The sequence below is a fragment of the Pseudomonas sp. GW821-FHT02A11 genome, assembly GCF_059421985.1.
In genome coordinates this window covers 60,534-79,588 of the sequence record NZ_JBWKWB010000026.1, presented here as the reverse complement: position 1 = coordinate 79,588, position 19,055 = coordinate 60,534, and the positions used below count along the sequence as shown (strand labels likewise).

Genomic DNA, 19,055 nt, shown 5'->3' with positions numbered 1-19,055 from the left:
CTGTGCCAGTGCCCGCAACAGTATTCGAATTTTGGACGACAGAAACCGTCCCGGCTTTGTACCAGGGCATATGGATTTTTCTCTCAGTTAACGGTTCGTTTGGCGAAAAGCGCGGGTACGTGAAAATCAATAGGGTTGCTGAATCCGGCCGTTACCGCCCAGAGGGTATTAGTCGGCCAATCCCACCAGGTCGACACACCTCGGCCAATGTTGTCGTCATTGAGCAAGGTCATCCCGAACTGGTTGATGAGCTGATACTCCCCAGTGCTAAAATCAAACGGTGTCGAGTAGTAACGGGTCAACGATGTTGTCGCGCTTTGCTCGATCTTCACGAACGAAAAGTTCTGTGCAGCTCTTGTAAAAACAGCGGATGGAGTACCGCTATCAAACAAAAGCTTCGAGTTTGCATCCCACAAACGAAGCCCGAAGTTGGCGACAGGAAGCCCTCCGAACTGGCAGGCAAACCAATCCCCTGATGCCACGATAGACGGTGACTGAACATAACGCGCATTCGTGTAAAAACCGGTCCAGGCACCTGGCGATCCAATAGGCACGAATCCACCAAGAGACACCGCCCACCCGTTGTTCGGATTGGTAGGCCTGACAAAAACCAGCGGCGGTTCCTGTGTGGTTACTGTCACTCCGAAATAGTTGGCCGATGGACTTCCGGAGGCAAGCGTTCCGGAGGCAATGACACACATTCGGCTAAACTCGGTATCGAGAACAACGCTGCCGCTTGAGTTAACAAAAGATAGTCCGAAGCTCATTTAAACCTCACTACAAGAAGTCGCATGGTTCCGAACGAATACCGGGCAATTTGTGGGTTCTGGATAAGGTAGTTATATACGCTAACAGTCTCGTTATCGTTCATGACAGCATTGTGTTGTCGGGCATTTGCGTCATAGGCCCCTATGGGCACCAGCAAAGCAACGGCGTTAGCGGTATTACAACCCGGCGCTGAGAACACTTGTTGTTGCTGCCCGCTGGTAGAAAACGTCACAAGATAGGAGGCGGCAATGCGCATGGTGAAAGAGTTCTCATCAATCTGAAGAGCGCCATCCGCACCATAGATCCTCATACCATAGCTCATGACAGATTCCCCAGCTTCACCCGCAGAACACCGTTCGCGTCGTAGACCGCCACGTACTGGTTATTCACCACCAGCCGTCCCTGGCCAGCGATCGCGCCATTGATCTCCAGCGTGCCGTCCTTGTTCAAAATCCAGCCAGTCTGCCCAGCGATGTAGTTCGTCGAACTGATGTAACTGCCGATCTTGGCGTTGGTGATGGTGCCGTCTTGGATGAAGGTCGAGCTGAGGAACACCTGACCATTCTGGACGGCAAACGGAACCGATACGGCGCCACCAGCGATGCTGTTCAGCACTGCGAACCGGTCAGCCGACACCAGGAACTGGCTCTGGAGCCCGGCCGGCCCGTTTTCGATGCCCAGGCCGATGCCGGCGGCAACGTACTGACCATTCGCCGTGACCTGCATCTTCACCGACCACATCGTAGACAGCTTGCCGGCCGTGTCCGCGTAGGCCGTGGCGGTTTGCTGAATTGACGCTGTGTTCTGCTGGGTTGCGTCATTGAGGCTCGACACGGATGCGGTCACCTGCTGAAGCGCAGTCGCGGTCGCCGAATTGTTGTCGGCCACCACTTGTCGCAGATCCGTGACCTGAGCCTTGTTGCTGTCGACCGCGGCAGTCAGTTGCGTAACCGTTCTCGCGGTGGCCTCGTTCGCGCTGGCGGCGGCCTTGGCCTCGGTGACGATACTGGCGGTGCTGCTCCAACCCTTCAGCGCGTCAGCCAGCTCGCCCTCCCCGTTGTCATCCCGGGCGGATGCGCGCAGCGCCTGCAGGCTTGAAGCCTGAGACGTCACCTTCTCATCGATTGTGGTGATATTGGCCGTGTTGGTCGCCACCTGCTGGGCAAGGCCATTGGCCGTCTCTACGCTTTGACCGACGTCAGTCCAGTGGTCAGCATCCGGCGGCGGGGTGTTCACCGGAACGTTGCCTTTCGCCTGGTAGATACGATCGTTGGCCACAACCTGCTGGCCGTTGGTGTAGGTCTGGTCCGGCTTGTATGCCGACAGCCCATCCAGCGCGTCGATCTGCTCCTGCAGGACGTCAATCAGATCGATCTTGTCCTTCAGGTCCTGGCCGAGCTCTGTCTCGCCAATCTGCCCGGCGATCATGTCGAGTATCGGCCCAGCCTCGGAACTGGACTGCCCCATCACCCCGTTGCCGACCGGGTACCACGGGCCGATGTTCCCCGTCCGGTCAACCAGCCGCGCCCAGAAGAAGAAAGTCACGCCCGCCAGCAGGCCCTGCATGTTGTACTCGGACTGCGGGTAGGCCAGGTCGCTGAGCTTTGTCGCGGCGTTCAGCTCAGTGGTCGGCCCGTACCAGATCTCCGTGCGCTGGGTGTCTTCCGCACCTGGTGGGAAAGTCCATTTCAGGTGAATGCCAAAGATCAGCGCCGTGGCCGTCAGCGAGGTCACTGCCGGCGGCAGGCCTTCTTTGCCAATGAGTTGGGTCAGGATCGACGTGCGCCAGATCGACGAGATGTCGTAGGCGCTCACTGCTCGCACGCGGGCCAGGTAGGCCCCGGCGTAGATACCAGTGATGTCCACGCTGGTCGCGCCGGTGCGCTGCACCTTGATCCAGTTGCCGTTGTCCTTGCGCCACTCGACGTCGTAGCCCACGGCGCCATTCACGGCGGGCCAAGTGATCGTCATGGTGGTGACGGCCAAGCCCTGGGCGATCGCGGTGTTCGAAGTCAGCGTGACGCTGGCCGGCGCCGGAACCACCGTGATCGGGATGACGCTGATCGGGCGCTCTTCCAGGCGCGCGCCGGTGTCGATGTATGGAAACTTGCTCGGTTCATACTGGAGAGCGGAAATCTCATAGTCGCCCTCGGTGGTGCGCTTGGTGCTGAGCACGCGGTAGAGCGGGACCGCGAGGTCGTCCGCGTCGAGCGCCCACACCAACTGCGCGCTCGGCGCTTGACTGTATGCGGTGGTAACAGTGATCGCGCGGCCGGCAACGGACCGAACCGTCCGACCTTCTGCTTTGCCGTTGGGCAAGTTTATGATCAGGCGGTCGCCGGCCTTGGCCAAGGTGTCACGGTCGAGCGTCACGACGCGCCCGGTAGCGGCTGCAATCCGCCCGCCAATCTCCCGACCGGCTATGAGCGAATCCGCCACAGGGATGATGTAGCCAGGGAGCGGAATCGCGCCTTCCATGCCGGTCTTGAACGTGACGGTCCGGTCCTGGTTGTTGCTCACCACCGCCCACTTACCGCGGCGCTGCGCCTCCGATGCACGCGTACAGCCGATGGCGCTGATCTCGACCGGCTTATCACCAAGCCTTCGCTGTAAGACCAGATCTGCGAAGGCCGTCACGTCAGTGTCGTAGTTGTTGGCCGGATTGTCGTAGCTGACGATCGCGCGGGTGTAGCGAGTTTTCACCGAGGCGCTGACGTAATTGAACTCGCCATCGATGACATTCGCGCGAGTGAACACGTAGTCAAAATCTTGCGCACGCGGCATGTCGGCCTGCATCACCAGTTGGCCCTGCGCCCAAAAAGTCATGCCCCGGTAAATCGCCGAGATATCGCGCAGCAGCGTCCAGGCATCGGCCTTGCCTTGCAGGTTCATGTCGCAGAGGAAGCGTGGCTCTTGGCCGCCTACGCCGTTTGGCACCAGTTGGTCGCAGTACTGCGCGATGCGAAACAACTCCCACTTGTCGACCATGAACGGCTTGATGCGTTTGCCCAGGCCGAAGCGGTCAGTCGTGCAGATTCCGTAGGTCACCCACGCCGGGTTGTTGGTCCATGCTTGCTTGAAGGTGCCGTCCCAAACGCCGGTGTATGTGCGCGCCACTGGGTCGTAATTGCTGGGCACCTGCCATTTGCGGGCTTTGCACTTGATAGTGACTTCAGGGATGTTGCTGAACTGCTCCGCATCGAACTCGATGTAAAGCAAGGCGGTGTTCGGGTAGCGAATCTTCTCGTCGATGACGTCAGTAAGCCCTGCCACGATCATCGTGTCGGCGATCTTGTTGGTGTTCTGGTTTGGCGTCAGGCGCCGGACCCGCAACAACCAGCCAGTCGTGGCCGTCGGCAGGTCGATACGACGCGAGCGCTCGTAGCGCGTGGTGGTCTTGCCATCCACGGCTTCGCTCAGCACCTGCTGATACGCGCCGCCATCAGTGGCAAGGTCAACGGCGTACTCGATCCGGTAGCCGCCGACGTTGCCGTTGTCATCCTGCTGCTGCAGGGCTGGCCAAGCCAAGCGGATGCGCGCGGCGGACAACTGGGTGTTCGTGATCGATCGCACCCAGGGCGTGTCGCTGCGGAGCTCGACGTTGATGGTCGTCTCGTTTTCCACCGAGGGAATGCCAGGGATGTAATCCTGCTCGACTGAGCCTGGTCGCCAGTCCCACTTCACGTTGGGAAAGTTAACGTTGCCGCTGGCATCGTTGATTGGCGTGTTGTCCAGATAGATGTCAGCCGCCGTGGGAACGCCATCAAACTCACCCTCACCGACTGCGATGAGGAGCTTGGCCAAGTTGGTTGAGCGAAGGCTGTCGGTCGCCTCGATCGGCGTCTTCGGATTGCTGCTGCCGCCCTTGGCGCCGTAAATCTCGATTTGTTCAGCAGCACCCATGCTTTTCTCCAGGCATAAAAAAACCGCCAATCGGCGGTCGGGTTTTCCAGTTAAGGATCAGGTCTTATCTTCGGCGAGGATTGAGGCGCTGATGATCGCTCCGCCCCATCGGCGCTCGCCCACACAGATCGGCACGGGGTTGCCGCTGGCAGTAGTGTTTCGGGCGCTGCCAAACGCGTACGAGGGGAGATTTTCGGGCGCGGCGCTCTGACTCAGGCCTTTGGCTTGTGGGCTGAGAAGCTGAATTACCCCGCCAGCAGTTACCGCGATACCACCGCTCAGCAAAGCTGAGGATGCCGCGAGCGCGCCGGGTGTACTGCCAGGCACGAAAAAAGACGCCACAATCATTACGATTCCGACGACTGTCTGTAGCACGCCAGCGCGTTTGCTCCCTGAAACTACCGGCACAATTCGCAGATGCCGAGTTCCGCCGAGGCCAAATTGCCCCTCGCCCACGTTACGGTGGTTACGAAAAATTGCGAACCGCATTCCCAAGCTGTGCAGGCGTTCCACCTCTTGCCTGAATCCAGGCAGTGAAACCTCCAGCGCTTTGAACACCTCCCAAGACTTCCCGGTATCGAGAAGCCTTGAATGGATCTTCCCCAGCTTTTTGCCCAGTGGTCCCCACAGTTCGATTGTGGTCAGAGGGTCGTAGTGAATTGCTGTGTTCCGCATGAAAACTCCAGGTATAAAAAAACCGCCTACAGGCGGTCTTAAGGGTTTGCCGGGATCAGATGCATGACTTAACCGCTTCCGACACACCGCCACGACCAAGTTGTTGCCAAGCAATTCTTTGAAAATGCCGTACCGAGGAACCGGATGGTGTTCGGGTGATATCCAGAAGCTCGTCAGTCTGACCGACACCAGGGTTCGCCATTATCAGGCGGTAGCCTGTCTCTGTTTCACTCATCGTCGTCCCGGCATTTAGGTCCTGCCACTTAGGCAGAACGCAAAGAGCGAACTGCTTTGGAGTTTTAGATGTGGCGGACGTAAAAACTGGATTGCTATTTCTCAGGTCAGATGGGGTCGTACACCCCGCCAGCAGAGCAACTGCAAGCGCTCCAATCAAAATTCGCATGATGATCCCTCACATTGAAAGAACCGAGGGTATCACCGCGCATCGCGATGGCGAAGTATCAGCCTTGTCCTGTCGAGCCAAGGCCCCCCGAACACGATGATCTCTGATGGCCTGCCATACAGGTGGTGTAGCAGGAACGGTCCCGCGCCGTGCACCGCCACCAGCTCACCGGGCAGATGCGGATCTGCGCCGAGGTAGATTCCCGCGTGATTCGGGTGCTTGGTCCGGCCCACCTCCATCACGATCATGTCGCCACGCTGTGGCTTGCCCACGCGCTCGAACCCGGCGGACTCATAGGCCTGCTCGTAGAGGCTCGGGCCGTCGGCATGCTCCCACCAGCCGTCCTGCCGCTTGAAGGCCTCGAACTCCAACCCCCATTCGCGCTTGTACCAGTCAGCGCAAACCTGCCAGCAATCCCAGGCGCCGTGCACGAACGGGCGGCCGAGCAGCGGCGTATGACCGGTGGGCACGACGGTGCGCAGATCGCCTTCGGGCCAGCTCAGGATGTGCCAAGGCAGTTCGGTTGCCTCGCACATGGCGAGGTCGCGCGGCGAAGGTCTGCTGGTGGCGTCGGGGTGCGAGTGAACGATGCCGATCACTTCGCCCAGATCTTCGGCTGCCGCGTAGTCCTCCGGCGCAATCCGGAATTCTTCGCTCGGCTCGCTCGCGGTGTTCGCGCAAGGGATGTACTGCTGCTTGCGGCCGATGCTGATCAGCAGCCCGCAGCACTCGCGCGGATACTCGGCAGCCGCGTGCGTCTGCACCGCCTTGAGGATGTGTTTCAGCATGGTCAGCTCCGGGCGATCAGTGAGACAGCGGGAAAGCCGCCGAAGCTGTTCTGGTTGCCCGATCCAAACCGGACCACGCAACCAGTGCCCAAGCAGCCATTGCACTGATCCTTTTCGGGATCGTCGGTAGGATTGCCGTCGATGTCGTAGTAGCGGCCCGTGTACTGGCAGTCAGGCCCCCTGTATCCGCCGGTCAGCGCCCAATGGCAAAGCGTGGTCATCTGCCGGCCAATCGATTCGCCGCCGACATCTCCAGGGCTGGCCAGCTCCCATGACACGCTGCTGCCGTTCTCGGACGTCTTCTGGTCCAGATACCAGACCTCGATCGATTCCTGCGTTGGATCAGCGTCAGGGTTGCCCGCCGTGAAGTTCTCGGCGTCGAGGTAGGTGCCCAGCGTGTGGCGCATGGTCAGCTTGAACTCAAGCAGGTCCTCGAAGGCCAAGCACAGCGCGGTGATCCTCCCGCTGACGTTGCCCACTGACAGCGTCGGTCGCACTGCTGTGCCGTCCCCGGTAGCCTGGATGCCGTCGATCTGCATCGGCCAGGCGCCGTACTCCTCGCCTTGCCACCAAATCGATTTAGCCGGGAGCTGATCAGCATCCGCGCCAGCAGCAAGCAATTCAGCGGCTGTGTAGGGAATGGCATGGCCATGAAACCGCAGAACGTCCGCGCCGTAGTCGCTGCCGTCCAGTTCGAACAGCAGCACCTCGCTGCCAGGCTCAAGCTCCTGAAGCTTTTGAATCAGCGGCATATCGAACCTATGGAAGAAATGACTGTGTGAAGGTGGTGGTCAGGGTGTAAAACCCTGCACCATTCGGCGAGATGGAAGGCGCCGAAGCGCGGTAGAAGCTGAGCTCGCCCAGTGGTGGCGTCCAGAAGAACGACTTGAAGCCCGCGTGCCGGTCAAGGAAGGCCTTGATTTCCAACGCCACTGCCTCCCTCACAACGAAGGTCAGAGGCCAGACCTCTGCCTTATTGTTTGGCCCGTCACCCACGACCTGCTCGTAACCGTTGCCGAATTTGCTTGATCGGGTTCGATATTCAGGCGAGCTTGTGGCGCCCAGCTTTGTGCACCAAGTGAAGGTCTCAACGGCCATTTACCACTCTCCAGATTGCCCCACCGGGCCGAAGCTCTTCCGCGATCGCCTGCTGGGCACCGCGCTTTGCGGTAGCGGCGTACGCCTGCCCGACAGCCTGCATGTCGCGGTCAGACGTATTATTCCCGCCGCCGTCGACGGTGAAGCTCTGCTGAATAACGATCCCACCGCCGGTGGCTGCCGGAGAAGATGCAGACCCACCAGCGGACAAACCAACGTAGCCGCCGTCAGCGAATCCCGGCTTGCCGGACTTGTTCAGACGTTCCAGGTACTGACGCATACCCGGCTGCTGGACTACTTCCTTGCGGATGACGACCTCGCCACCGTGGACCACGCCCATTGGCTCGTATTTGCCGCCATCGCCGGTGTAACCGCCGTCCCAGTGCTGAGCAGAAAGCCAGCTTTGGTACGCGGCGCCGCTGTAGCCCGCCTGCGTCGAGCCCGCAGACCCGCCGCCGAACAGCGCCCCTGCTGCAGTTGTCGCTACACCGAGCAGCGCACTTCCCGCAGAGCCCAATGCTTGCCGCGCCGCAATCCTCGCCAGATCAGCCAGAACCGACTTGGTGAAATCGGCAATCGATGCTTTGCCCGTAGTGGTGAAGCTGACCACCGAATCCTCAAGGCCGCTGAACACGCCCGAAAACAGGCTTTTCGTCTGTCCTGCAACATCCTTCGCGCTTTGCAGATAGTCCTGATAGGCAGCCGAAGCGCCCAGAGTCCAATCTGCCTGCGCCTTATCGACGTCGACGTAATACTGCCGCTGCATCGCCAGGCGCTGGTCCAGCGCACTTTTCAGCGAGGCGGTTTCCTTGTCGTAGAGCTCTGTAGAGAACTGATCCTTGCTGCTCTTGTTGTAGTCCGACGTCAGCTTGTCGAGTTGCGACTGGTAGGACTGCTGGATGCTGCGCTGCTCCTGCAGGCGCTGCCGCTGGACGTCCCCGAGGCCGAGACCGGCGAGGTTGTTGTCCAGCCCCTGCTTTGCGCTGGCGAGCTGGCTCTTTTGGTTCTCATCGAAGGCGGCTAACTTGCGCTGAGTGTCCAGCGCCTTTTCCTGAAGGGTGTTCTGCGTTTCGAGCGCTGCGTTGCGCTTGAGCTGGGCGGTGATCAGGTCTTGGCTGGCCAGCAGCGACTTCTGGTCAGCAGTGAGGGTCTTCTTGCCTTTGATGTCGGCGAGCTGCTGCTCCCACTCGACCAACTTCTTCGCGTTGGCGCCCAGCGTCTGGCTTGCGGCGTTCTGATCGCCAATCAGCGCGCCTTGCTGTTGAAGCGCGGCGTATTGCTGCCGGGCGGCGTCCAGCGCTTTGGTGCCCGCGTCCTCGCGATACTGCGGCGTTTTCTTGACCGCAGGGTCCTTGTACTTGTCGTTGATCGCGGCGATGTCTTTCGCTTGCTGCTCGGGCGACAGCAACAAAGAGTTGTCGCCGGTCTTGCGCGCCTGGACGATACGGCGCTCGACCAGCAAGCGGTAATCCGCAATCTCCCGAGCGCGCTTGTCCGCGTTGCTTTCTGTTTCCTTCCGGAGCTTATCCAGTTTCAGCTGGTCATCGAGCGCCTGCTGCTGTTGCTGCTGAGCGAACCCTTTCGCGGCGTCCCGCCGATCCTGCTCGGCCTTGAGCACCAACTTTTCGGTTTTCTCCCGCTCGAGCGCTTCCTTGCGGAAACTGTCGTCAGGCGTGAGGTTACTCAGCGGGTCGACCAGTTGCCCCTTGGCGTTGCGCTGGTTGCGTTTCGCAGCGTTCGCTGCAATGGCATCCAACTGCTCGTCGAGCTTTTTGATCTGCTGGTCGAGGGTATCTTCACGCCCTACGTTGAGCGCTGCATCCCACGCCTGTTTCGCTGCCGACTTCACGCCAGCCCACGCCGTTTCCAGCGTGCCAAGGTTGCTCTTGATCGATGAGGAGGTCCGATTCAGTCCATCCTCATAGGCAGCTGTCGCAACCGCCGCCGCGTCCTGGGTCTTGCCCTGCTCCTGCAGCGACCGGATGTTCTCGTAGGTCGTCGCGGTCAGGAAGTTCATCGACTCGTTGAGCTTCAGGATCGCCCCGACAGGGTCCTTGGCGATCTGCTCGAAATTCTTCACCGTCTCTTCAGCGGCGGTACCGGTAGCCGACTCAAATTTAATGGCCGCTTCCGCGATCGATTCGAAAGCGGTCACGGGGATGCGGGTCGACCCCGCCAACTGCGCAAGAACTTCCGCCGCTTTACCAACGGTCCCGCCCGCCTGGGCGACTTGGCGCGCCAGATCCGACAGCCCGCGAGCACTTGTGCCGGCCGTGTTGCCCGTCATCGCCAGAGCAGTGCTGTAGGCCGTGGCCTCGTCACTTCCCTGCTTGTAGGCCAGCGCCAGCACGGCAGCCGCAGCGGCGGCGACAGTGAAGGGATTGACCAGCCCCATGACGTATCCGCCCAGGGCTTTCGCCGCCGGACCAATGCCGCCGAACATGTCCTTGAGCTGGCCGCCCTGCTGCAGGAACACAGTCAGAGGTGCCTGGCCGCTTTGTAACGACACCGCGATATCGGTGAACTGAGCAGGCACGCCGCGCAAGGCTGCGTTGTAGGCTTTGACCGACATCGCCCCCTTGGTCATGACCGCGTCGGTTTTGCCAATCGCGTCGCGCTGCTCGTTCAGCTTCTTCAGGTACTCATCGAAGTCGCTTTTGTCCAAGCGGCCGGCGTCACGATGCTTGCGCAGCTGCTCTTCCATCTTGTCGAGGCGACCATAGGCACCCACTATCGGATCAATCTGGCCGACCAAGTTATCAAGCTGCTTGGCCTGCTTCTCGGCTTCGCGGGTGGCCGACTTGAGAGAGCGCTGGGCACGATCCATGCCCTTTTCAAAGCCCCCGGTGTTGGCAACCAGGTCAACCGTCAGCTGGCCGAGCGAATCAACCGCCATAAATCACCCCTTCACGCGCTGCAGCAGTGCCAGCAAGTCTTGCGGCGTGGCTTGCTTCGTTTCGACGTTGAAACCGCGATCTGGCATGAAGTCCGAAAACTTGGCCTTACCGCCCATGACGTTGTTGAAGACCGTGGCGAGCATGGCAAATCCCTCGTCGAGGCGGGTTCCCAGATTCAGCGGACCGGTTTGACGCCGGTACCGCATCCAGTCCACCGACTCGACGAATCTCATTCTTTGCTTGGCTTCCGCGATGGTCGCGCCGAGGATGATCGCGAGCTCGTGCCAGAGCTCTTCCTCGGGCTCGATTTTTTTTCTAGGATGGCCTCCGGCACTTTGTTGACCTCGCCAATCGCCGCCAGCAGCACGATCGCCAGTTCAGCGCAGAGCGGGCCGTGGCCAGACTCCGAGCTGCCGACGATGTCATCCACCGTGAATACAGGCACGCCGTCCTTGTTGGTGATGCAGGATGCAATCCGCTGGGCAGCAAGGTCGCCCCCACGGTCTTGCGCGTCCCAGCGCTGGGTCAGCGAGATGAACGACTCCTGGAGCACGTAGACGGTGGCTGTCTGGGCCACGCCATTCGAATGCCAGGTGACTTCCTTCTTCACCGGCGGCGCGATGAACGCGCCAGCGGCTTTGAGCGAAGCAATACTCAGATCCATGGGGCTTCCTTAGTTGGAGGTCTTGGCGATCAGTACCGGCTCGCCCGATACCTGAATGCCAACGGTGGATTTGACGACGTCGCCCAGACCGAAGCTGAACGGGAAGCTGTTCATGTAGCCTTCGAAGGTGAGCCAGGTGCGCGTATTCGGCAGGTCGAAGTCGATATCGTCTTCCACAACCGCGCGCGCGGTCGCACCAGTGCCTGAGCCGCCGGTGAGGGCCACAGTCGGGGCGCTTGTATAGCCGCTACCTGGGTCGGTGATGGTGAAACCGGTCACTTTGCCGTTCGCAACCTGAGCGGTGGCGGTAGCGCCAGAACCACCGCCACCGGTGATTGCTACCGTAGGAGCGGTGGTATAGCCGGTACCGGCGGAGTTGAGAACGAGAGCAGCCAGGGCGCCCGGTGTGCCGATGAGAGGCTGGATGCCTTCTTCGGTATCGAAGTTGTAACCGTCAGACCAGCCAACAACCCATTTGAGCTTCGTCCCTGCTGTTTTCAGCTGGTGCAATCGCAGGTGGATAGGGTTCTTGGGGTCGATGTTCAAGCCGAACGATGCGGAACCAGGCTCAGCCAACCCAGCTTCGTATTCGCGCCCCTTGGAGGTCGTGCAAGTGACGTCAACCTGCGCTACCGAGGTGTCGATGCCGTCCAGCGTGGTAAAGCAGCCCACATTGAGCACGGCATTGCTGGCCGGATCGATGGCAAACAGTTCCGTGCCTTGGACATTAATGGTCAATTTGGTACTCCCCGATTTCCTGTGAAATCACTTATGAGCGGGCATAAAAAAACCCGCCTGAGCGGGTCGTTCGTTCAGGTTTGCGTCTAAAACGGCACCAGCCAGGCAACGTCAAAACCTTTCCGGTAGTTCTTCGTCTCGGTATCGCGCGCGTCGACTCCAAAACCGGTGACATAGGCGTACCGGCCTATCGCTTTGCGCATCGCCGTCACCACAGCGTCAGCCGAGGTCGCGGTATCTGCGTAAACATCGATCTGCAGGCCGTATCGGTCCGTGTCGGGCTGACCGTTCAGGTAATTGATCGGCGATCCGCTGATCACCTGCCATACCGCGTACGGCTTGCCCACGTTCTGCGGGGCATCACCGTGCGGATACAGGCGAATCGGACTCTCTCCGAGCAGTGCGGTCACCGGCGGTGCTGCCTTGCAGGCGGCCACAATAGGAGCAATCATCAATTCACCCCGAGCTTGATCAGTTGGTACTTGGCCGAACTCAAGAACTCCTTGAACACAGCTTCGCGATTGTTGGCCAGCGCTGGCCGCAGGAAGGGCTTCGCCCGGTTCTTCTCGGTGCCGAGTTCGACCCACCACCAATAGAACGTGTTGCCGCCGCCCTGCCCCCGGCTGCGCTTGCGCACACCGACAGACATCACCACCGCGCCGACCTCGACACCGATGGCCTTGCGCTCAACGATCGCGAGGTTTTTCGGGATGAAGTTGGATGTTTCCGGGTCGTCGATACGCGCCGCGCGGTCCTTGGCGTCAGCGAGAACAAGCTCCATGGCATCCTTGGCCGCCGGCGTCACGACCTTGCGGCGCATTTCCTCGGCCAGGTTGCGAAACTTTGCCGAAAGCTCATCTGCACCGGTGAGCTTGTACTCGACCCAATCAGCCATCGTTCACGCCCTCGCTTGCCGGAAAGGTCAAATACTCCTTACCGGACACCGGATCACGCAACGCGCCGTGCAGGTTGTAGATCTTGCCGTCATGGCGAGCGCGCATGGTCGAATTGAAGCCGTCACGGTACCGCGTCACGATCCTGCAGGTGACTTCCGACTGGGTGGACTGCGCGGCGATGAACTCGCGCACACTCAGGTCCTTGATTGCCGCCCACACAGTGACGAACTCAACCCAGGTCACTACTTCTTCGTTTGAAACCGGATCATTGCTTGTCACCTGCTGCTCGAACGTCACGCGGTGCCGAAGATCGCCTGCTTTCATCAGAATCGCTTCCTGTACCAGAGCAGCCGGCCGACCGCCAACGGGACCTCAACGAGCCCACTGGCGACCGCCTCACGGTTTGCGTACCAGTGACCGACCAGCAGCAACACGGCCTGCTGCACGTCTTTGGTCAGGCCCATTTCTTCCGGCAGCACCGGCGTTTCCACCAGTACCCGGTCGCAATGCTGCTCGACGTGAGCCAGCGCGGCGTCGAGATACCCCTGGATCAAGCTGTCTTCGTCGTCGTGATCGACGCGCAGGTGCGTTTTCACCAGAGATAGCTCGATCATCACTTGGTCTCTTTCGGCGCTGCTGGTTTTGAGTCTTTCGGCTTGGTGACTTTAGGCTTGCCATCGGAACCGAGTTCTTCGACCAGTCCCTTGCCCACCAAGGTGTAGGCATATTCGTCGTCGACATCGTCGAAGACCTGGCCACGCTTCACCTTGGGAGATTCGGCTTTCAATAGATCCGCATTCCCCGTGAAGCCCCACAAAGCTCTGATTTTCATGCTGCCTCCAAAAACAAAAAAAAGCCGACGTTATGCCGGCTTTATGATGGTTACGTGCGGTTGGCTTAGTTGGCGAAGGTGCCCTTGACCAAAGCTTCCCGACGGCGCACGCCGAGGCCCAGACGCTCTTCAGCCAGCAGCGCGATCATGTTCTTGATGAACATGTCGTTGATCAGACCCATCTTGAACAGGTAGGTCATACGGTCGAAGAGAATTGCAGCACGGGCGAAGTTCGCGATCAGGAACTCGCCACCGGTGTCCGCATCACCTTCGTCCATGCTGTCCGAGGTGATGACCGGGCGACCCCAGAGGATCGGGGTAACCAGGCCTTGCAGGTTCGCAAACAGATAGCGGTTTTCACCGTCCTTCTGCAGCTCGATGTTCATCCAGTCGAGCTCGCTCATCACGACGCCGTCTGCGGAGAGCTTCGATTGCTTACGGACTTGGTAGATACCGCGGCGCACGATGTCGATCGAGGTATCACCGGCCTTGGTCAGGCTGGCGTCGTAGACGGTGGCCTGAGTCATGAGGCCATTAAGGTTCTCGCCGGTACCATCGCCTTTGAGGATCTGGTTTTCCTCTTCAAGCTTCAGGTCATAGCGCAGCAGCTCCTGGATGTAACCCTGCATTTGAGGGACGTCGGCCAACGCCTCTTCGGTAACCGGCATCCACACCGCGATCTTTTTCACGCGATCGGTAGCAGACTCGAACGTGACGTTGCTAGTCGGCTTGGTGCCGCCTTCTGCCACCGGAGCAGCGCCGCGAGTGTGCAACAGCTCACGGAAGTAGGTGTATTGCTGGCCGGTGACAGGGATGGCGGTCAGCAGGTCACGGATGCGCAGTTCTTGGCGGATGCCCGGCTGAATAACCGAGTCATAGATCGGCGCAACGATGCCAGCGCTGGTGACCTTCACTTCCTTCATGGCAGCCAGGTCGGACTTGGTGACCTCAATCTCGGCACGGTTTGCCGAATTCGAAGACAGGGCCTTGTAGCTGTCGTCGCCCTTGATCATGTCGATGAAGGACTTGCCTTCGCCCGGGCCGCCACGCAGCTTGACGCCCTTCTGCTCCAGGTCTTGCACCTGGTCGATGACCTTCTGCAGGTCGCCCTTCTGGTCCTCGATCTGCTTTTTGAGGTCGCCGGTAACTTTGTTACCTTTCTGAACCTCATCCATGGCCGCGTCGTATTTCTTTTGCAGCCCTTCAAAGCCGCTTTTCAGCTGCTGATCCAGGGATTCCTTCAGTTCCTTCACTTCGCTCATGGCGATACTCCGAAATGGTTGGCAAATAGGGTGGAAATGTCTTTCAGCTCTTCCACGATCGCCGTGGCCTCGCTGCCGCCGTCACGGCGGAGCGCGGGGTAGCCGAGCGAAGCGACTGCTGCCGCTTCCTTCTGCGAAAGCCCCATGCGTTCGCGCAGGGCGCTTTCGAAAAGCCTGATATCCGACTTCACACTGAGGACCTGAGCCTCTGGATTCATGCCAAATGGCACGAATGAGGCCTCCCACAGTTCAGCGGACTTGATGACGCGGACCTGTCGGCCGGCGCGCTGCTGGAAATCAGCCTCCAGCGTGTTAAAACCGATGGACATGCTGTCCAGAGAGCCGTCTTTCATCAGCTCATATGCGTCACGGGCGTAACTGACCTTGAGGTTCACCTGCCCCTTCACATACAGGCCGTGGTCGTCCTGATTGAAGTCAGCGACGCCAACAAGCCGGGTCAGGTCGTGGTACAGCGCCAACTTCAGCTTCCCACCACGCGTGGTTTTCACGCTGGTGAACGCGCCCTTGACGATGACGTCGTCGCCCAGGTCGACGTTCTCGAACACTGCGGCGTAGCCCTCGAAGTTGCCGGCGTCGTCGGCTGCCTTTACCTCGAATGGGCAATCAAGCTTGCTGAGCATTTTTCTGGATCTCCCACCGGGTAACCTGGTTGTATTCATCGCCTTCCAGCGGCAATTCGTTTTCCTTCTCGCGAACTTCGTTGATCGTCATCCATCCCGAACCACCAGACCCGCCGAGCGCGGCCTGGTAGTAGGAGGCGCGTCCAGCGCTGTCGGCACGCAGCAGGCCCTCGACCTTGAACTCGACGAAGCGCGAATACTTGCCATAGACCTTGTCGTTGAACTCGTCCTCAACAACGTCGATGTAGGGTTTCAAGCCGAAGGTGATGAACCCCGTGAGCTGCTGCTCGAGGTTGGAGCCCATGATCGAGGTCTTGCCAGCACGGTTGGCCAGCCAAAGCGGCACGCCGTAGATACCGGCCATGGCCTCTTCTTGAAACTGTTGGGACTCGATGAACTGGGCGTCTTTCTGGCTGAGCCCAGCGGGCACGATCTTGGGATTACCTTGGAGGATGGCCATCTTGCCGATGTCGTCCGCATCGCCCTTACGGACGTCCGGAAACTTGGCCATGATCTGGGCTTCCTGCTGCTTGTTCAGGAAGTTTTCATAGATCACGTACCCGCCAGTGAAGCCGCCCTTGCGCATGAACCGGGACGACCACTGCTGGCCAGCCTTGGCGAGGCCCATCGTTTCCGCTTGGTACTCGATGGGCGAAAGACCGACGATTCCGTCCAGGCTGAATAGCTTGAAATGCAGCATGTTTTCCGGCGACACCGGAAACGGAGCCCCTTCTGCGGGGGTCACGACATAGACCAGCCCATCCTCGACGTCGATCTTCACCGTGTCGTACTTCAGCGGCACGAAACCGATGGGATCGCCGTTGCGATTGCGCTCGATCAGCGCGAAAGCGTTGCCCCGAATCGCCATGTTCACCACGACGAATTTCAGGAAATTCAGCATCGTCATGTAGGGGTTTGGCTTTCGGAGCAGCTTCAATGCCCGGTCGTTGCCCGTAACCTGCTTGCGGCCCCCTTTGGCGTCGTCATAAAGCTTCAACGGAAGCCCGCTCAGCGACTCCGAAAGGATCTTCACGCAGGACCAGACCATGCTGATTGAAAGCGCGGTCTTGGTGGTTACCTTGATGCCTGCCTTGGTGGTTTTCCCTCCCACCTCCATGTCAACTTCTACGTAATTTCCCGTCGCCGGGTCGGTGTAGCCGAAGAAGCTCCAAGTACTTGGGTTGTACCAACGAAATGCCATGGTCAGCCTACTAATCCGAAGAATCCGTTGTTGAGGTAGTCGTCCATGCCGCCCTTCGCCTCTGGGTTCAGAGAAAGCAGCGATACGGCGTTGAACGTGGCCATGAGTGGGTCGATTTTCGCGGTGCCCGAAGCCTGTTTCGTGATGAGAAATGCGTTTGCGGACGGCACCCCCTTGGCATTACCGCAGCTCCAAGCCATGAGCGGCTGACCGCAATGCTGAAGCGTCCCCTCGGCGAGCCGTCGCTCAGTGGTTTTGATGGCACCGGTAAGCTTCCAGCCCTGCGAAATACCGATGATCTGGCCCTCCTCGATGCCGACGTCAGCCAAGGCATCGAGCAGCGCGCCAATGCCCGCCGGGTCGAGTCCAACCTTGTCCAGCAAGCCCACCCCATTGACCCGCGCAACGATCGCAGCCAATTGCTCAACGTCGTCACCGATTCGGTTCACGATGGTCAGGTCGCCGGTCTTTTGCAGATCCAGCAAACGAGGCGCCTCTGACTTGCGCCGCTCCAGCACCGAGGGGTGCGCCCAGGCATGAGCCCAGTGCAGCCAGGTTCTTGACTCGCGCACCCGGCCAATTACCGATAGGCCGAGCAGGTCATCAAGCCCGCCGCCGTCAACGCCCGCCACGACCACTTCACACTGGTCGAGCAAGCCGTCCAGCGTGAGGCCGGGCAGCGCCTGAGCTTCCCAGAACGACGCCCCCACCCAATGGTCGGACATGAGCGCAAGCCCGATCTCGACATTAAGGTGCTTCGCCAGGAACCCCCGGAACGACTCCTCACCGTCCAGTTGCGACTGTGCATAGCCGCGCTCAATAAACGCCTCATCAACAGAGAGGCCCAGATTCGGGTTGGTGATGTATGCGTTCGAGGCCTCCCGATGCGCACCAGCGTCCAGCAGGTGTTTCGGGAATTCGTAGAGCACCGGCAGAAACGATTTGTCTTCGATCTTGCCGTCGCGCACCTGGCGGGCGTACAGCAGTTTTTGCCGAAATACGCCTGCAGGTGGCTCATCTGACTGGGTGGTGGCCCAGATGATGAAACCCTCCGGGCGAGATGCCAGGCCACCTGTAGCCTCGCGAAGCATCGCCTCAGCATTGGCGCGTTTACCGAATACCCAAAGTTCGTCGATGAAGACGCCGATGGCTTTCTTGCCGGAGACTGTCTCGCTGTCCGCAGCGACAACTTTCAGTGTCGCGCCAGTCTGACGGTGAGTAACAAGGCGCATGTACTCTTTCATGTCCATCAACGCCTTAAGCTCGTCATCAGCGTTGATCATGTCCCTGATAGGAATGAACGAGTTGTCTGCGATTTCTTTGGTCGGTGCGAGGATGATGAACTCGCCAGAATGGCGCCAGTTAAGGATCAAGGCCGTCAACATGATGCCGGCGGCGATTGTCGACTTGCCGTTCTTCTTACTGATGAGCAGCAGAAACTCGCTGATCATCCGACGCCCGCTGTCCGGGTCGTACGCGCCAAAGATCGCGGCGACGAACTGGTTTACCCAGTCCCGTACCGTCTCGCACATCAGCGGACTGCCAGTGGCGTCAACCATGCGCAGTGCGCCGAACACATCTAACGCCTCATCGGCTTGATCAGGAAAGAGTGGCTCGAAAGGAATCAGGGTTTGACGGGCGACGATGCGCGTCTCCCAATCAGGGCAGGCCGTTGTCCATTCCATCATTTCACCGATCTCAGCGGACCGCGCCGGGTCCCGAATTTGCCGTTCGCCACCTCATCGGCCCTCTGCTTGGCCTGTTCCTTCTTGCCACCTTCCGCCTTGCGCTGATGGACGAATGGCATCAAAGCCTTCGCCGCATCAACGCGCAGCTTTGGTTCTGTGCCAAGGTCGTTCATGACGGCGAGGAGAAAATCCTTTGGATCTCGATGCGAGAGTGCTGCCCCCAGATCAAACCCGGCCGGCTCTGGCTCTTCGGCATGCGGCTCAGGATCATCCTGGACGCCATCGGCATTAACACCTTTAACATCCTTGTTAATGGCATGCAGGGCGTTCAATTTGAACAGCTCGGCGACCACATCTGGGTCTTTCGCCAAACGCGAACCCGCTGCAGAGGCCGATTTCTCGGGGCATCCGGCGGCAATGGCTGCGTCTTTATTGGACGCACCTCCCCTCACCGCGTCGATGAAAGCGCGTTTCTTGGGTGTTAAAGCCATTAACAAAAACCTGTGCGAGGAAAAAAATCTGCGAATGGGATCGGGCGCGGTCTGGAAGTGATTGACACCCTATATTTAGACCCCCCCCTCATAGAGCGAGCCTAACGCAC

Annotated in this window: 21 protein-coding genes; all 21 read right to left on the bottom strand. The window is 59.6% G+C overall.

Going from position 1 to position 19,055, the window contains the following annotated elements:
• Positions 1–83: 83 nt before the first annotated feature.
• The gene (locus AC07V9_RS25390) at positions 84–767 is read right to left on the bottom strand and encodes a hypothetical protein (RefSeq protein ID WP_495018384.1); all 684 of its coding nucleotides are present in this window, start codon (positions 765–767) and stop codon (positions 84–86) included.
• A complete protein-coding gene (locus AC07V9_RS25385) occupies positions 764–1,090 on the bottom strand; it encodes a hypothetical protein (RefSeq protein ID WP_495018383.1) in 327 nt (108 codons plus the stop codon). Before AC07V9_RS25385 ends, AC07V9_RS25390 begins: the two co-directional genes overlap by 4 nt.
• Positions 1,087–4,671 (bottom strand): TipJ family phage tail tip protein, encoded by a 3,585-nt coding sequence (locus tag AC07V9_RS25380; protein ID WP_495018382.1) that lies wholly within the window; start codon positions 4,669–4,671, stop codon positions 1,087–1,089. Before AC07V9_RS25380 ends, AC07V9_RS25385 begins: the two co-directional genes overlap by 4 nt.
• Before the next feature lie 57 nt (positions 4,672–4,728).
• Entirely contained in the window at positions 4,729–5,346 is a 618-nt protein-coding gene (locus AC07V9_RS25375; RefSeq protein WP_495018381.1) for a tail assembly protein, read from the bottom strand.
• Between the two features lie 435 nt (positions 5,347–5,781).
• A complete protein-coding gene (locus AC07V9_RS25370) occupies positions 5,782–6,537 on the bottom strand; it encodes a C40 family peptidase (RefSeq protein WP_495018380.1) in 756 nt (251 codons plus the stop codon).
• A gap of 2 nt (positions 6,538–6,539) precedes the next feature.
• Positions 6,540–7,289, bottom strand: a complete 750-nt coding sequence (locus AC07V9_RS25365) for a phage minor tail protein L (protein WP_495018379.1) — start codon at positions 7,287–7,289, stop codon at positions 6,540–6,542.
• 7 nt (positions 7,290–7,296) lie between these two features.
• Positions 7,297–7,635, bottom strand: a complete 339-nt coding sequence (locus AC07V9_RS25360) for a phage tail protein (protein ID WP_495018378.1) — start codon at positions 7,633–7,635, stop codon at positions 7,297–7,299.
• Entirely contained in the window at positions 7,625–10,531 is a 2,907-nt protein-coding gene (locus tag AC07V9_RS25355; protein WP_495018377.1) for a phage tail tape measure protein, read from the bottom strand. The genes AC07V9_RS25360 and AC07V9_RS25355 overlap by 11 nt, the downstream gene beginning before the upstream one ends.
• 3 nt (positions 10,532–10,534) lie before the next feature.
• A complete protein-coding gene (locus AC07V9_RS25350) occupies positions 10,535–10,765 on the bottom strand; it encodes a phage tail assembly protein T (protein ID WP_495018376.1) in 231 nt (76 codons plus the stop codon).
• A complete protein-coding gene (locus AC07V9_RS25345; protein WP_495018375.1) occupies positions 10,762–11,196 on the bottom strand; it encodes a phage tail assembly chaperone family protein, TAC in 435 nt (144 codons plus the stop codon). Before AC07V9_RS25345 ends, AC07V9_RS25350 begins: the two co-directional genes overlap by 4 nt.
• 9 nt (positions 11,197–11,205) lie before the next feature.
• A complete protein-coding gene (locus AC07V9_RS25340) occupies positions 11,206–11,934 on the bottom strand; it encodes a phage tail tube protein (RefSeq protein ID WP_495018374.1) in 729 nt (242 codons plus the stop codon).
• 86 nt (positions 11,935–12,020) lie between these two features.
• Positions 12,021–12,386, bottom strand: a complete 366-nt coding sequence (locus AC07V9_RS25335) for a DUF3168 domain-containing protein (protein ID WP_495018373.1) — start codon at positions 12,384–12,386, stop codon at positions 12,021–12,023.
• Positions 12,386–12,829 (bottom strand): HK97-gp10 family putative phage morphogenesis protein, encoded by a 444-nt coding sequence (locus AC07V9_RS25330; RefSeq protein WP_495018372.1) that lies wholly within the window; start codon positions 12,827–12,829, stop codon positions 12,386–12,388. Before AC07V9_RS25330 ends, AC07V9_RS25335 begins: the two co-directional genes overlap by 1 nt.
• Complete coding sequence (locus AC07V9_RS25325; protein ID WP_495018371.1) at positions 12,822–13,154, bottom strand: phage head closure protein; 333 nt, start codon at positions 13,152–13,154, stop codon at positions 12,822–12,824. Before AC07V9_RS25325 ends, AC07V9_RS25330 begins: the two co-directional genes overlap by 8 nt.
• Entirely contained in the window at positions 13,154–13,444 is a 291-nt protein-coding gene (locus AC07V9_RS25320; RefSeq protein ID WP_495018370.1) for a head-tail connector protein, read from the bottom strand. Before AC07V9_RS25320 ends, AC07V9_RS25325 begins: the two co-directional genes overlap by 1 nt.
• Positions 13,444–13,662, bottom strand: coding sequence for a hypothetical protein (locus AC07V9_RS25315; RefSeq protein WP_495018369.1), 219 nt, complete (start codon positions 13,660–13,662; stop codon positions 13,444–13,446). Before AC07V9_RS25315 ends, AC07V9_RS25320 begins: the two co-directional genes overlap by 1 nt.
• A 65-nt stretch (positions 13,663–13,727) precedes the next feature.
• The gene (locus AC07V9_RS25310; protein WP_495018368.1) at positions 13,728–14,924 is read right to left on the bottom strand and encodes a phage major capsid protein; all 1,197 of its coding nucleotides are present in this window, start codon (positions 14,922–14,924) and stop codon (positions 13,728–13,730) included.
• Entirely contained in the window at positions 14,921–15,565 is a 645-nt protein-coding gene (locus AC07V9_RS25305; RefSeq protein ID WP_495018367.1) for an HK97 family phage prohead protease, read from the bottom strand. The genes AC07V9_RS25310 and AC07V9_RS25305 overlap by 4 nt, the downstream gene beginning before the upstream one ends.
• Positions 15,549–16,766, bottom strand: coding sequence for a phage portal protein (locus tag AC07V9_RS25300; protein ID WP_495018366.1), 1,218 nt, complete (start codon positions 16,764–16,766; stop codon positions 15,549–15,551). Before AC07V9_RS25300 ends, AC07V9_RS25305 begins: the two co-directional genes overlap by 17 nt.
• Positions 16,767–16,768: 2 nt before the next feature.
• Complete coding sequence (locus AC07V9_RS25295; protein ID WP_495018385.1) at positions 16,769–18,451, bottom strand: terminase large subunit; 1,683 nt, start codon at positions 18,449–18,451, stop codon at positions 16,769–16,771.
• Positions 18,451–18,945 carry a terminase small subunit gene (locus AC07V9_RS25290; RefSeq protein WP_495018365.1) on the bottom strand — a complete coding sequence of 165 codons (495 nt, stop codon included), beginning with the start codon at positions 18,943–18,945 and terminating at the stop codon, positions 18,451–18,453. The genes AC07V9_RS25295 and AC07V9_RS25290 overlap by 1 nt, the downstream gene beginning before the upstream one ends.
• Positions 18,946–19,055: the final 110 nt, after the last annotated feature.

What these genes read in the sequence shown, in the direction of transcription:
- AC07V9_RS25315 (WP_495018369.1), bottom strand. Translation starts at nt 13,662, where the DNA reads ATGAAAATCAGAGCTTTGTGGGGCTTCACGGGGAATGCGGATCTATTG.
- AC07V9_RS25365 (WP_495018379.1), bottom strand. Translation starts at nt 7,289, where the DNA reads ATGCCGCTGATTCAAAAGCTTCAGGAGCTTGAGCCTGGCAGCGAGGTG.
- AC07V9_RS25390 (WP_495018384.1), bottom strand. Translation starts at nt 767, where the DNA reads ATGAGCTTCGGACTATCTTTTGTTAACTCAAGCGGCAGCGTTGTTCTC.
- AC07V9_RS25300 (WP_495018366.1), bottom strand. Translation starts at nt 16,766, where the DNA reads ATGGCATTTCGTTGGTACAACCCAAGTACTTGGAGCTTCTTCGGCTAC.
- AC07V9_RS25360 (WP_495018378.1), bottom strand. Translation starts at nt 7,635, where the DNA reads ATGGCCGTTGAGACCTTCACTTGGTGCACAAAGCTGGGCGCCACAAGC.
- AC07V9_RS25330 (WP_495018372.1), bottom strand. Translation starts at nt 12,829, where the DNA reads ATGGCTGATTGGGTCGAGTACAAGCTCACCGGTGCAGATGAGCTTTCG.
- AC07V9_RS25310 (WP_495018368.1), bottom strand. Translation starts at nt 14,924, where the DNA reads ATGAGCGAAGTGAAGGAACTGAAGGAATCCCTGGATCAGCAGCTGAAA.
- AC07V9_RS25295 (WP_495018385.1), bottom strand. Translation starts at nt 18,451, where the DNA reads ATGGAATGGACAACGGCCTGCCCTGATTGGGAGACGCGCATCGTCGCC.
- AC07V9_RS25325 (WP_495018371.1), bottom strand. Translation starts at nt 13,154, where the DNA reads ATGAAAGCAGGCGATCTTCGGCACCGCGTGACGTTCGAGCAGCAGGTG.
- AC07V9_RS25355 (WP_495018377.1), bottom strand. Translation starts at nt 10,531, where the DNA reads ATGGCGGTTGATTCGCTCGGCCAGCTGACGGTTGACCTGGTTGCCAAC.
- AC07V9_RS25345 (WP_495018375.1), bottom strand. Translation starts at nt 11,196, where the DNA reads ATGGATCTGAGTATTGCTTCGCTCAAAGCCGCTGGCGCGTTCATCGCG.
- AC07V9_RS25380 (WP_495018382.1), bottom strand. Translation starts at nt 4,671, where the DNA reads ATGGGTGCTGCTGAACAAATCGAGATTTACGGCGCCAAGGGCGGCAGC.
- AC07V9_RS25335 (WP_495018373.1), bottom strand. Translation starts at nt 12,386, where the DNA reads ATGATTGCTCCTATTGTGGCCGCCTGCAAGGCAGCACCGCCGGTGACC.
- AC07V9_RS25385 (WP_495018383.1), bottom strand. Translation starts at nt 1,090, where the DNA reads ATGAGCTATGGTATGAGGATCTATGGTGCGGATGGCGCTCTTCAGATT.
- AC07V9_RS25320 (WP_495018370.1), bottom strand. Translation starts at nt 13,444, where the DNA reads ATGATCGAGCTATCTCTGGTGAAAACGCACCTGCGCGTCGATCACGAC.
- AC07V9_RS25375 (WP_495018381.1), bottom strand. Translation starts at nt 5,346, where the DNA reads ATGCGGAACACAGCAATTCACTACGACCCTCTGACCACAATCGAACTG.
- AC07V9_RS25305 (WP_495018367.1), bottom strand. Translation starts at nt 15,565, where the DNA reads ATGCTCAGCAAGCTTGATTGCCCATTCGAGGTAAAGGCAGCCGACGAC.
- AC07V9_RS25290 (WP_495018365.1), bottom strand. Translation starts at nt 18,945, where the DNA reads ATGGCTTTAACACCCAAGAAACGCGCTTTCATCGACGCGGTGAGGGGA.
- AC07V9_RS25370 (WP_495018380.1), bottom strand. Translation starts at nt 6,537, where the DNA reads ATGCTGAAACACATCCTCAAGGCGGTGCAGACGCACGCGGCTGCCGAG.
- AC07V9_RS25350 (WP_495018376.1), bottom strand. Translation starts at nt 10,765, where the DNA reads ATGAGATTCGTCGAGTCGGTGGACTGGATGCGGTACCGGCGTCAAACC.